This window comes from Paenibacillus sp. LPE1-1-1.1, from assembly GCF_040676435.1.
GTDB lineage: Bacteria > Bacillota > Bacilli > Paenibacillales > Paenibacillaceae > Pristimantibacillus.
The window spans coordinates 791,137-803,696 of the sequence record NZ_JBEGHY010000001.1 but is presented as its reverse complement, the minus strand read 5'-3'; the positions used below and the strand labels follow the sequence as shown (position 1 = coordinate 803,696).

At 48.2% G+C, this 12,560-nt stretch carries 10 protein-coding genes; 7 read left to right on the top strand and 3 right to left on the bottom strand.

Annotated elements, in window-relative coordinates:
* Window positions 1-60: 60 nt before the first annotated feature.
* Window positions 61-1,011, top strand: a complete 951-nt coding sequence (locus tag MRBLPE1_RS03790) for a nucleoside hydrolase (RefSeq protein ID WP_364141714.1) — start codon at window positions 61-63, stop codon at window positions 1,009-1,011.
* 67 nt (window positions 1,012-1,078) lie between these two features.
* Here the strand turns inward: MRBLPE1_RS03790 and MRBLPE1_RS03785 are convergent, their stop codons facing one another.
* Both MRBLPE1_RS03785 and MRBLPE1_RS03780 read right to left on the bottom strand, forming a co-directional pair.
* A complete protein-coding gene (locus MRBLPE1_RS03785) occupies window positions 1,079-2,146 on the bottom strand; it encodes a LacI family DNA-binding transcriptional regulator (RefSeq protein ID WP_364141712.1) in 1,068 nt (355 codons plus the stop codon).
* Window positions 2,147-2,309: 163 nt separating this feature from the next.
* Window positions 2,310-3,182: a helix-turn-helix domain-containing protein gene (locus MRBLPE1_RS03780; protein ID WP_364141709.1), complete on the bottom strand. Its 873-nt coding sequence runs from the start codon at window positions 3,180-3,182 to the stop codon at window positions 2,310-2,312.
* A gap of 151 nt (window positions 3,183-3,333) precedes the next feature.
* On the opposite strand from MRBLPE1_RS03780, the gene MRBLPE1_RS03775 reads away from it, so the two are divergent.
* The 3 genes from MRBLPE1_RS03775 (at window position 3,334) to MRBLPE1_RS03765 (ending at window position 8,225) form a co-directional block, all read left to right on the top strand.
* Complete coding sequence (locus tag MRBLPE1_RS03775; RefSeq protein WP_364141706.1) at window positions 3,334-5,226, top strand: beta-L-arabinofuranosidase domain-containing protein; 1,893 nt, start codon at window positions 3,334-3,336, stop codon at window positions 5,224-5,226.
* Window positions 5,227-5,381: 155 nt separating this feature from the next.
* Window positions 5,382-6,800 (top strand): glycosyl hydrolase family 28 protein, encoded by a 1,419-nt coding sequence (locus MRBLPE1_RS03770; RefSeq protein ID WP_364141703.1) that lies wholly within the window; start codon window positions 5,382-5,384, stop codon window positions 6,798-6,800.
* A gap of 177 nt (window positions 6,801-6,977) precedes the next feature.
* Window positions 6,978-8,225, top strand: a complete 1,248-nt coding sequence (locus MRBLPE1_RS03765; protein ID WP_364141700.1) for an MFS transporter — start codon at window positions 6,978-6,980, stop codon at window positions 8,223-8,225.
* 61 nt (window positions 8,226-8,286) lie between these two features.
* On the opposite strand, the gene MRBLPE1_RS03760 is transcribed toward MRBLPE1_RS03765, so the two are convergent.
* Entirely contained in the window at window positions 8,287-9,336 is a 1,050-nt protein-coding gene (locus MRBLPE1_RS03760) for an ROK family transcriptional regulator (protein ID WP_414698847.1), read from the bottom strand.
* Window positions 9,337-9,625: 289 nt separating this feature from the next.
* On the opposite strand from MRBLPE1_RS03760, the gene MRBLPE1_RS03755 reads away from it, so the two are divergent.
* The 3 genes from MRBLPE1_RS03755 (at window position 9,626) to MRBLPE1_RS03745 (ending at window position 12,480) form a co-directional block, all read left to right on the top strand.
* Window positions 9,626-10,405 (top strand): DeoR/GlpR family DNA-binding transcription regulator, encoded by a 780-nt coding sequence (locus MRBLPE1_RS03755; protein WP_364141696.1) that lies wholly within the window; start codon window positions 9,626-9,628, stop codon window positions 10,403-10,405.
* Between the two features lie 105 nt (window positions 10,406-10,510).
* Window positions 10,511-11,317, top strand: coding sequence for an HAD-IIA family hydrolase (locus MRBLPE1_RS03750; RefSeq protein WP_364141693.1), 807 nt, complete (start codon window positions 10,511-10,513; stop codon window positions 11,315-11,317).
* A complete protein-coding gene (locus MRBLPE1_RS03745; RefSeq protein ID WP_364141690.1) occupies window positions 11,314-12,480 on the top strand; it encodes a sn-glycerol-1-phosphate dehydrogenase in 1,167 nt (388 codons plus the stop codon). Before MRBLPE1_RS03750 ends, MRBLPE1_RS03745 begins: the two co-directional genes overlap by 4 nt.
* The last annotated feature ends 80 nt before the right edge of the window (window positions 12,481-12,560 follow it).

The window sequence follows — 12,560 nt, the reverse complement described above, 5'->3', positions numbered from 1 at the left end:
AATGAATTCATTATAGCATCGCTTGAAAGCCAATTCATTATATGGATGGAGGATGTTGTCATGGATGTGCAATTTCCGGTATTATCAGCGGATGAGCTGGTCCGTAAGCTGGAGGCTCCAAAAGGAAAAGTCAGAATGGTGCTGGATACCGATACGTTTAATGAAATTGATGATCAATTCGCTGTCATTTACGCGCTCCTTTCGCCGGAGAAGATCGAGCTTCAAGCGCTTTACGCGGCGCCGTTCTTTAACGATCTGTCGACGGGACCCAAGGATGGCATGGAAAAAAGCTTTCAGGAGATTAACCGCATTCTGAAGCTAATGGACAGGGAAGATATCCCGGTGTACCGCGGTTCAGAGGCCTATTTGCCGTCGGCTCATTCTCCCGTTCATAGCGATGCGGCTGCTAATTTGGTGGAGCGGGCAATGGCGTGCGAGCCGGAAGATCCGTTATATGTCGCAGCCATCGGAGCGATTACGAATATCGCGAGCGCGATTCTATTGGAGCCGGGAATAATCGAGCGGATTGTCGTCATTTGGCTAGGCGGCCACGCACTGGAGTGGCCGGATACGCGAGAGTTTAATTTGGCGCAGGATATCCACGCCTCGAGAATACTGTTGGACTGCGGCGTGCCATTGGTGCTTATACCATGCATGGGTGCGGCATCGAATCTGCGAACGACATTATCCGAGATTCGAGATTATGTGAAGCCCTCGGGCGAGATTGGTGAGTACCTTTACGAAACTTACCGAAACTGCAAGGAGGATCATTTTGCTTACTCCAGGGTGATTTGGGATATTTCGGTCATCGCTTGGCTCAATCAGCCGGGCTTTGTTCCCTCTCGCCTTACGCAAAGTCCAAGACTGGCAGGGGATTTCCGGTGGAGCATCGATTCCTCCAGGCATTTGATACGCTGCGCAAGCTATATTGACCGTGATGCGGTATTCCATGACCTGTTTTCCAAACTAGCCAATAGAGAGGGAAGGGATCCCAGCAATAATGATCAATAATCGTTAATTTTAAAAAAAAGCGATGCCCGGCCATTTGAGCCGAGCATCGCTTTTTTTATCGTATCCGTTAAGCCTCTATACGGCTGGAAGCCGCTAATTGCTTTGGCGCCGCGGAAGAAGTTCTCCCGACAAACTCCGTATCTACCGTAATTTTCGTTTTGATCGGATCATGAAAGGCGATCGCGTTGATCAGCAAATCGACGGCAAGATGAGCCATTCTCTCTTTGGCGACATGTACGGTTGTAAGCTCGGGCGTGATAATTCTGGACTCCGAGATATTATCGAAGCCTACGACCGAAACATCCTCCGGAATACGGTATCCAAGCTCCCCAAGCGTCTTGATCGCGCTGATCGCGATATAGTCGCATTCGCAGAAAAAGGCGGTAGGGAGCGGGTCTCCCGCTTTGAGGTAATCCGTAAGCTGTTGTTTTAACGCCTCCTGCGAAGAAAGTATGGTAGGCGCTACGGAGAAGGTGCAGCTTTCGTCGAAGCGCAGGCCGTTTTCATGCAAGGCGGCATCGAAGCCCCGTTTCCGTTCGTCGAAATTATGAATGCGTACATTCGAAGCGATATATCCAATGCTTCGATGCCCGATGCCGCACAGATGAGCCCCTGCTTGATAGGCTCCCATCATATTATTGATCCCGACGAAATGAACCGGAAGCGTATCGAAGCAAGTATCCATAACGACGAGCGGCACCGCTATATCATGACTAATTTGGGCGATTTGGGTTTGATTTAAATTCGTTCCGAGCAGGATGACGCCATCGCTGCGCTTTTCCTCAGCCAAAGCTCTAATCTTCTCCCCATAGTTCTCATGCTCGACAGACGCATAAATAAGAGAAAAACCGTTTTGACCGCACCGGTCTTCGATATGGTGGATGAGTTCGCGGAAAAAAGGCTGTTCATAATACTGTTCCAATACGATGCCCGAGTTGGCAAAGGCAAGGAAAGTTAAAGATTTCAGAGCGGGTTCGGCTGCAGCGGTCTTGGTTTTTGCCGCATAGCCGTTTTCATCGGCAATTTGCAATATCCGTGCGCGGGTTTCCGCGCTTATGCCTGGTTTTCCGTTCAATGCAAGCGATACGGCTGCTTTCGATACGCCTGCGAGCTTTGCTATATCTTCCATTTTCACGGTTATATATCCCCTAACGATTATCAGTTGTTTAGTACGTTTAGTTTAATAAAAATAGAGGAAATATGCAATGGGAGGACTCTGATTTTATGTAAATTTTAGTTTTTATGAAGGTTAAATAACTAAACGTTTAATAAAAATATGTCCGATGAACAAACCTTTGCTAGGTTTTATAAATATTGCGCATATAGGAGGAGGGAGATTCGCCAAGCACCTTCTTGAATACGCGGCTGAAATAATAGGGATTGCGGTATCCAACCCGTTCGCTGATCTCAGAAACGTTGAGGGAGCTATTTCTCATCCATTCAATTGCTTTGCCCATCCGCAATCGCGCATGCGTCTCGACGATCGTTTGACCGGTCTGTTCCTTGAACGCGGCAGAGAGATAGCTGTAATTGAGCTTCATGCTACCTGCAAGGCTGGCGGAATCAAAATCTTCTTCGCAGTGCTGTAATAAAAAAGCAATCACTCTACCGGCGACGGTGTCGGCTTTACCCGTGTGCTTTTCTTTTTCCTGCTGCTTCATCTGCTTCTGCAGATCGAGAAACAATTGGCATACCCGCAGACTCAACTGCATCATGCCGTGTTTGGCGGGAAAAAAGTAATCGGCTGCCAACGCTTGCAGGCGCGCTTCCAATACGGAATGAAAAGGGGAGGTTCCGTGTTTTGGCATTTGAATCAAGTAGTGATAATGATCCGGCTGATAATAATCAATTTCCGGCAGCGGCGGGTGTTCGCGATACGTTATATTTTCATCGGTCGGCACGCTGAAGTGAATCCAATACCAGGTTGTTCCCGGAACCGTTAAGGGGAGACCCCAGTGATGTTTTCCTTTTTTCAAAAACAAATGTTCGTTTTCTCTGACAAAATACTCCGTTCCTTCCTCAATGACCTGCATGCAGCCGTGGACGACAAATAGAAAAACGTCATAGCCCGCCGTGCGGTCGGGGTGCGTGTAGAGGGAGTCGGTTCGGTTCATTCCAATATCCCTGACCAAAGGCATGCGATCTGCGCTCAAATACAGGCTGCATTCCAAAATGATTACCTCCCCATGATAGAATGATCGGCGGCGGCTTTCAATTGATTACCTAAAAAAAAGATATGAAACCTGTGGATTCGTGTATTTTTCTTTGTATCTATCGATTATATGATAATTTCACCGAACAAAAAAAGGGAGGTTTATCAAAATGACGCACATGAAATTTCATGAGTTTGCAGCTGGCAGCATTCAGCTTGCCCCAGGCCCGCTGCAGGAACGGTTTCAGTTAAACAAACAATATGTCATGAGTTTGACCAACGAAAATCTTCTCCGGAATTTTTATTTGGAAGCGGGATTATGGAGCTATAGCGGGAACGGCGGAACGACCAGCGCTACAACAACGAGAATGGATGGTCCTGAAAATTGGCATTGGGGATGGGAGTCGCCAACCTGTGAGCTGCGCGGCCATATGATGGGACATTGGTTATCTGCTGCTGCCCGTATTTACAAGCAAACGGACGATGATCTTGTGAAGGCCAAAGCCAATTTTATCGTCTCTGAGCTGGCAAAGTGCCAGGAAGCCATCGGGACCGGGTTTTTGGCCGCTTTTCCGGAAACCTATTTGCACCGGATCGTGAACGGCAAATGGGTGTGGGCGCCGCATTATACGGTTCATAAGCTGTTAATGGGCCTCCGTGAAATGCATGTGCTTGCCGGAAATGAGCAAGCGCTTAGGATGATGGCTGCTATAGCGGATTGGTTCCACCGCTGGACAGATTCATTTAACCGCGAGCAAATGGATGATCTGCTTGATTTGGAGACCGGTGGAATGCTGGAGACTTGGGTGGAGCTGTACGCCTTGACGAAGGAGACGAAGCATCGGGACTTGATCGATCGTTACGACCGGCGGCGATTCTTTGATGCGCTTCTAGAGGGACAGGATGTATTGACGAATAAACATGCCAATACGCAGATTCCGGAAATTTTGGGCGCTGCGAAGGCATGGGAGGCAACGGGAGAAATACGTTACCGTCATATTGTCGAGGCGTTCTGGAAGTGCGCGGTAGAGGATCGGGGTTATCTAGCGACAGGTGCCGTAGACGATGCGGAGCTTTGGATGCCGGGAGCGGATATGACACGGATGGGTGTCGGGCAGGAGCACTGCGTGAATTATAACATGATGCGGTTGGCGCATGTATTGCTGCGCTGGACAGGCAATCCGATTTACGCTGATTATTGGGAACGAAGATTCGTTAATGGCGTACTTGCGCACCAGCATGGAGAAACGGGGATGATTGCGTATTTTCTCGGAATCGGTGCGGGCAGCCAAAAGAAATGGGGTTCTGCCACACAGCATTTCTGGTGCTGTCACGGTACGCTGGTGCAAGCGAATGCTGCTTACCAGGAACAAATATTTCTGCAAGACGAGCAGGGTATCGCGATTATGCAGTGGCTGCCCTCCACGCTGTCAGCGGTCGTAGATGATACAATCATTCGTTTATCGATCAGGCAGGACGGGCAAAACGGGCTGTATCCTCTTCAGGCATGGAATGTAGAGGGGATGACAGCAATCACGAAAGTCGATGTGCCGCCTATGCCGGTGCACCGGCCGAATAGCTTCATCTATGAAGTCAAGCTTTCGCTTGCTTCCCGCAAGCCTTTCTGTTTGAAGCTGCGATTGCCTTGGTGGGTGCATGGCAATACATTGATTTCAATCAACGGCGTGCAGCAGCAAGGGAATTGGCAGCCGTCATCGTATGCGGAATTGCACCGGGAATGGGCGGATGGAGATATTGTACGCATAGAGCTGCGGAAGACATTAACGGCTGAACTGCTTCCGGGCGAGACGGAGATGTACGCATTTATGGACGGGCCAATCGTCTTGGCAGGCCTGGTGGAGGAGGAGAGACGACTTGTCGGTAAACCGGAGCAGCTGGAGTCATTGCTTGTGCCCGATCGGGAACGTTACCACAGCTGGTGGAATCCAGGCTATTATCGTACCAAAGGGCAGGACCGCGGTTTTCGATTCATTCCGTTGTATGAAATAAAGGATGAGACCTATAGCGTATATTTTCCGATCGAGCCGCGCGAGGGGGAATAATCGTAAGGCCAGATGGTTAAGCATCGCAAAATATCAACATATATAAGCATTAAATCAACACTTTTTGAGCGAATGCCGCGTTATAATCAAGAACAATCTTTATTATCGATTTGAAATTGCAAGCATTCGCTTTTTTCAAAAAGGAGTTAAACCTAATGAGCCAAGTCAACATCTATCCCGAATTACGGGATATCCCCAAAAACGGCGATTTTGAAGTAAAGATACGCGCAAGCGGCGGAGAATGGATAATGCTGCCGGTTTACGAAGTCAAGGTGGATATGCATCAGGTGCGAAAAGCCTCGATGGCTTATTTTGATTTAGAGGGTCCTGTTGATGTGGAAATATCTTGTCGTTATACCCATGTTGAAACCGTTATTATGCGTCCGTTGGCATTAGGGATCGTACCCGAGCAGAATGGCAATGCTATTTCGTTTCAAATAGATCAGCCAACGATGCTGTCCATAGAGGTCAATGATGATCGCTTCCGCAACTTGCATTTGTTCGGTAATGCGCTCGAGATTAACGTTCCTTCGCTAAATGATGAAGACGTAAAGGTTATTAAGCCAGGCATTCATCGGCAGGAGTGGCTGGAGACGGATGCAAGCATTTTGTATTTTGCCCCAGGCATGCATTATATCGAAGAAACCATCGTTCGCCTGCCTTCCGGGAAGACCGTCTATATCGATGGAGGAGCAGCCGTCGTAGGATCTTTTGTCTGCGATAACGTAAGCGATATAACCATTCGAGGACGCGGTATGATTTATTTGGCAGATTTTCATCGTTACTCGGCATTCCGCGGGGTGCGTATCATGCATTCTGAACGAATAACTATTGAAGGAATTATGACAATCGATACGCCTCATTATAGTGTTTATGTCGGAGGCTCCAATCATGTAAGCATACAAGGTCTCAAATCGTTCAGCACACGCGGATGGTCGGACGGGATCGATATCATGTCGAGCTCGGATATCCGCATTGATGGCGTATTTATGCGAAACTCTGACGATTGCATCGCCATTTACGGCAGCCGTTTGGAGTACCGCGGAGATTCCCGGCGCATACAAGTAACGAACTCGGTGCTTTGGGCAGATGTCGCTCATCCTCTAATGATCGGTACTCACGGTGATTATGACGCGGACGGGGATATTATTGAAGACATTCGTTTTGAAAACATAGATATATTGGAGCATCATGAGCCTCAACCTAATTATTGGGGAGCCATGTCCATTAATGCAGGGGATAAAAACATTGTGCGAAACGTCTTATATAACAGAATTCGGGTTGAGTCCATTGAAATGGGACAGTTATTTGATATTCGCGTCGTCCATAACCCCGATTATAACCCTGCGCCAGGAAAACGAATCGAGCAGATTGTGTTTCAAAACGTCGAATTTGCCGGCGGCACGGCGCATCCGTCGCGAATCCATGGGTTTGACGAGGAGCGGGCATTAGACGGGGTCACGTTTATCAATCTAAGAATTGGCGGGAAGACGGTTAATCGAATAAATCATCATTCATTATCTGTTAACGATTTTGCTCGCAATATCTCATTTGTGAATGAGGACAAGCAATAAAACATACAGTTAGCAAACATGTAAAAGCCACTCGCAGCGTGGCTTTTTTTGTATGCGGTACCGAGAATTTTTCATTGTGTTTCCGTGCTGCCTGTGATAAGCTCTGAAAGAAATTAAAGGCCTTTAATAAGTTCGGTATGTTCGAAACATGCGAGAAAAACGAAGGGATTTTTAACGATGAATAAACAAATGCAAGTACGTCAGAAGATTAACAATTCGTATGCCATGCAGCTCGCGACCATTTTTTTGGGATTTATTATTTTTGGCATTTCAGAAAATATTAAAGGGCCGGCGATTCCTCGCATTCAATTTGATTTCATGTTGGATGAGATGCAGCTCGGAACGCTTTTGTCGCTTAATGCGCTGGGGTATTTGATCGCTTGCTCCTTTACCGCGATTTTAACGCACAAGCTGGGAATCAAAGCCGTAAGCATTATGGCTTTCGGGTCGATGCTGCTGTCGGGAATTCTTATTTATTTCTCCCACAGCTATCCCGTTTTTTCTTCTTCTTATTTCCTCATGTATATCGGCAACGGAATGCTGGAAATTGCTTTGGCCATTCTCGGCGCGCGCATTTTTGTGAGGAACACCGGCACGATGATGAACTTATCCCATTTCTTTTACGGGCTTAGCTCGACTGTCGCTCCCATGGTTGCTTCCGGATTAATGACCGTAAGTTTGTTCGGGCATGCGATCGATTGGCGTGAGATGTATCTGATCATGCTGTGCCTGTCTGTACTTCCGATGATCCCGGCTTTTTTAAGTAAATTTCCGGGCGATGATTTATCCAGCGAAGATCGGATTCCGCTGAAAAGCTTAGTGCGTGATCCGGCTTTATGGCTTTTGGTGCTTATCCTTTCGTTTGGCGTCGTATCGGAATTGGCCGTAGGCGGTTGGCTGGTCAATTTTCTGGAAAAAGCTTATAAGTGGGACAGCGTGTCCGCATCCGGCATGCTCTCCGTATTTTTTCTTTGCTTCTCTGCAGCCAGGCTTTTACTCGGTCCGGTGACGGACAAAATCGGATTTAATCTTTCACTCATTATTTTCTCCGCTTTCTCGGCCGTATGTACCTTTATTGCCGTATTAGGCGGTGAAACATTGGCCTTTATGTTCGCTGCGGCAGGCATTGGCATAGCGCCGATCTATCCCACCGTCATGGCTTTTATTGCCAAAAGATACCCGCGCGGAAGCGATACCGCAATTACCTTTACCGTTACTCTGATGGGGATCGGCAGCGTCATCGGCAATTATGCGATCGGCGCGATCACCAAAGGGATCCGAAACAGCTATGGCGCAGATACGGAGCTGGGCTTGCTGAGGGGGCTTCAGGCCGGTTATGGATTTATAGGTTTATGCGCTTTGATTTGTGCGGTATCGGGCTGTTTCTTGTACCGATATTTGAAGGCGCGCAAAGAACTGATTTAAAGTCGGCAGACATAGGTAAAAAGAACAGCCCATCCTGGTAAAAAGGAGGGGCTGTTGTGATTTATAAGCCTTCCATCATGCGATGGAGCGCAAGACGCTGCAGTCCATGCAGATAATCTTCTTTCCAATCGCTTATGACAAGCTCCGGAATGTGGGTATCCGGGACGTATTTTGCACATTGTAACGCGATCTTATCGGCATCGGCTCTGTTAATATCATCTTTGCAAAAGATAACGGCATGCGGGTTAATGATAGATACTAATGCTGCGACTAATCGGCTCATCGCATCGATCATATCGTCTCCAAGCTCATCTGATTTGCCAAGCTCCTGCTGTGCTTGGCGCGATTTTCTGACGGCTTCCAGAAAATTGTACCGATCATATTGCGGCACGAAAGAAACCTCGCCCGAAAAAAACGTGCTCCCCCTAATGACATCGCCATTAATCAATATGCCGGCTCCCGGGCCGTTTTTTCCTAAATAGACGTAGGCCAACGTTTGATTATCCACTCTTCTGCTCAGGTCGTGGTATCCTAACACGGCTGCATTCATATCGTTTTCAACGACAACCTGCAGGTTGAAGCGTTCCTCGTAGAAGGCTTTCATATCAAATTGTGAAAACTTCTCATATTCGGGGATGAAAAAAATCTTTCCGTCCTTCACTGATCCAGGTACGCCTATAGCTACGGATTGAATGCTCGGATAACGGTTGATGACTGTCTGCAGTTGCGCGGTGAACGCCTCGGGACCCTCCTCTAAAACGCTGGGCAGATTCAGGGTTGCGACGGCTTCCCCCCTATAATTGATGACGGTATATACCGTTTCCTCTTTTTCCAGGTAAACGCCTAAACCATAGCGATGCTCAGCATTCAATGCGTACCTTACCGGTCTTCTTCCGCCGCTGGATTCATCGATTCCGGCCATAACGGCTTCGCCGCTTTGTTCCATCTGCTCTAAGGCTTTGCTTACGGTTGGGAAGCTGATATCCGTCCGTTGGCTGATCTCGGCTTTTGTTGCATGACTAAGCTCTAACAGCGTTAAGCGGATTTGGCTGTGAATGGCCTGATTCATTCGTTTTGGTGTTATAAACGGCTTTTTTATCACATTCACCACCAAGTCAAATTAATATCCTAAATTGTACAGCATTTTATCGGAAATAAATAATGAGCTCTTATCGCAACGGGGTATGCCTCATTTTTGCCACTATCCAATTTCGACATATTTCTTCAAATTACCTTCTTATCGTGAAGTGCGTCCTTATTGCGGTTTATCGCATCCTTGTTGTTGCGCTTGCGGTTTTGTGTCAGAATAAATGTTACATAGTAGCATATTCTGATTTTTATTTTCGTTTATTGATGATTTCTGCTGCATCTATGTCATGAATCAAAAAGGTGGAGATAGGATGTTTGCTTCGAAAAGAAGAGAGAAGATCGTAGAGTGTTTACATCAAAAAGGGCAGGTTGTCGTGAAGGAGCTGGCTAAGGAAATGAACGTATCGGAGGGAACGCTCCGTACCGATCTTCGTTTGCTTGAGGATGAAGGCATTATTGAACGGACCCATGGCGGCGCTGTTCTGGCGAATAAGAAAGCGGTGCATCGGGGGGACTCCTTCTTCACGCGCAGCGAGTTGAACTATCCGGAGAAGAGAGCGATCGGGATGCAGGCGGCCCGCCTCGTGTCCAGAGGACAGTGTGTTCTTTTGGATGCAAGCTCAACCGTGTTAGAACTCGCTAAGGCCCTTGCCGATTGCGATTATTTAACGGTAGTAACCAATGGGCTCGATGCCGCGATGATATTGAATCAGAACCCTAGAATCAATGTCATCCTGATCGGCGGCGTTCTGCGGTCGGGCTCAAGAACGGTAGAGGGCGTACTGGGAAAAAATGTGCTGGATGGCATCCATGCCGACTTGTTTTTTACTTCGGCCGAAGGCGTCAGCATCGAAGAGGGCATGACGGACTTTAGCTTATATGAAGCAGAGTTGAAAAAACGGATGGCCGCCAATGCGAGAAAAACCATCGCGCTGGCTGACCACACGAAGCTTGGCAGACGTTCGATCGCGACGTCCGTGGAAATGGCTCAACTGCATACTCTAATTACGGATGCGAAAGCGGATAAATCGTATTTAGAGAAAATCAAAGGCGTTGAAATAATGATAGCCTCAATAAATGACAGGAAATGAGCCGTCATATGCACGCATTTCAAAACGCCGGCAAAAGCATTCAATCGTTGACATATGAAGACAAATGAAAGGAAAATAGAGGAGGGATGAACAGGGGGGATTTGCATGAGACTGGACGGTATCGAAGGTTTTATCATTGATTTAGACGGGACTGTTTATAGGGGCAGCCAAGCTGTCGAAGGAGCGATGGAAGCCATCGCCAGCCTAAGAAAGCTGGGGAAAAGAGTTGTGTTCCTAAGCAATCGAGGAAATATTTCCCGGGTGATGTGTCAAGAAAAGCTGCTGGGTATGGGGATCATAGCGGCAGCGGAAGAGATCCTATTGTCTTCAAGCGTAACCGCGGAGTATTTGAAGATGAACGATCCGCAGGCAAAGGTTTGGACGCTTGGCGACACTGGATTAAGAGAGGAACTGCTGTCTTGGGACATCACCTTGGCAAATATCCCGGAGGAAGCCGATAAACTGGTCATTACCTTGCATGAAAATTTGACCTACAAAGAACTCAACCTGGCTTTCCGGGCCGTTCGCGGCGGGGCGGAGATTATAGCGACCAATGCGGATAAATCCTTTCCGGGTGAAGAAGGAGAGTCGATTGACGTCGCCGGGATGATTGGAGCTATAGTCTCGGCAACGGGAAAAGAAGTGAAAACAGTCATTGGCAAGCCTTCGCCGGTCATGGCGGAAGCTGCGCTCCGTACGCTTGGGCTTCCGCCTGAGAGATGTGTCGTTATTGGCGACAGCTTGCCATCGGATATTGCTCTAGGGAAACGGGCAGGAATGAAAACAGCTCTCGTTCTTAGCGGCTCAACGAGCCGACAGGATGCGGAATTAGCGATGGAGCGGCCGGATGCAATTTGGGATTCGATTGCAGAACTGGTTTCCTTATTAGAACCGAAGGAGGAGCTTGTATGAATGAAGGGTTAGCCGCTATTAGAAAAGAAGCAGCAAGGGAAACGGGAATGGATTTCCAAGTGCTCGATATGGGTCCCGTTGTATTGGAAGCGGGGGCTGTCGAGCAGATTACTCCTTATCTCGAATCGTGCAGGTATACGAAAGTGATCATCGTTGCGGATAAGACGACTTTTTTAATTGCAGGGCAGTCACTTGAGGCAGCGATTGCCAAAGCCGGCATTGCTGTGCATGTCACCTTGATTTCACCCAATCCGCAAGGGGATGTCATTGCCGACGAAGCATCATTGGTGCAATGCCTATTGGATTTAAAGTCACAGTCTGCCGAAGTGGTTGTTGCCGTCGGCTCGGGGACGCTGCATGACATCGCCCGTTTTTCCGCTTACGCTACGAGCGTGCCCTTTGTATCGGTTCCCACGGCGCCGTCTGTGGACGGCTTTAACTCCAAGGGGGCTCCGGTTATCCTTCGCGGAGAGAAAAAAACGATTCAATCGATCGGCCCGTCAGCGATTTTCGCGGATTTGAATATTTTGGCGCAGGCACCCCCATCGCTTGTTGCTGCCGGATTTGGAGATATGCTTGGTAAATTCACCTCGTTATTTGATTGGAAATTCGGCGCGATGACTGGCGGAGAGCCTTATTCGCAAGCTGTGGCGGATATAACCGAAAATGCCCTGCGCCAATGCGTTGAGCAAGTCGACGCGATTGCAAAACGGACGCCGGAAGGCATTAGAATCCTGACTGACGCATTGCTCACTTCCGGCTTCGCTATGCTTTTATTCGGCCAATCCCATTCTGCCTCAGGTGCCGAGCATCATCTCTCGCATTACTGGGAAATGGAGTTTCTGCGCCTGGAAAGAAGACAAATTTTGCACGGCGCTAAAGTAGGCGTTGCTTGCGCGGAAATTTCCGCCCTCTACCACCGGTTAACCAATGAACCGCTGCCTTTCTTAACGGCTGATCAGCAAGAAGCAGCACGGCAGCTTATTGGTCAGGTTCCTAATGAAGCGGCGATCCGTCAATTATTGGCAGCCGTAGGCGGGCCGTCGGAGCCAAGGGACTTAGGTATAGATGAAGCGCTGTTAGAGAGAAGCTTGCGGGAAGCTCATCATATAAGGCCAAACCGCTATACGCTGCTACGTGCGTATAATGAAGGCAGCTTGTAACGCGAGCAAAAAATAGGCTTATCGCATGTCCTTAGGACATGCAGATAAGCCTATTTTCTTATTTCGTACAAAGACAAACC

Bases quoted from the DNA above. Each gene is read 5' to 3' on its own strand.
- MRBLPE1_RS03790 (WP_364141714.1), top strand. From the start codon at position 61: ATGGATGTGCAATTTCCGGTATTATCAGCGGATGAGCTGGTCCGTAAG.
- MRBLPE1_RS03775 (WP_364141706.1), top strand. From the start codon at position 3,334: ATGACGCACATGAAATTTCATGAGTTTGCAGCTGGCAGCATTCAGCTT.
- MRBLPE1_RS03770 (WP_364141703.1), top strand. From the start codon at position 5,382: ATGAGCCAAGTCAACATCTATCCCGAATTACGGGATATCCCCAAAAAC.
- MRBLPE1_RS03765 (WP_364141700.1), top strand. From the start codon at position 6,978: ATGAATAAACAAATGCAAGTACGTCAGAAGATTAACAATTCGTATGCC.
- MRBLPE1_RS03755 (WP_364141696.1), top strand. From the start codon at position 9,626: ATGTTTGCTTCGAAAAGAAGAGAGAAGATCGTAGAGTGTTTACATCAA.
- MRBLPE1_RS03750 (WP_364141693.1), top strand. From the start codon at position 10,511: ATGAGACTGGACGGTATCGAAGGTTTTATCATTGATTTAGACGGGACT.
- MRBLPE1_RS03745 (WP_364141690.1), top strand. From the start codon at position 11,314: ATGAATGAAGGGTTAGCCGCTATTAGAAAAGAAGCAGCAAGGGAAACG.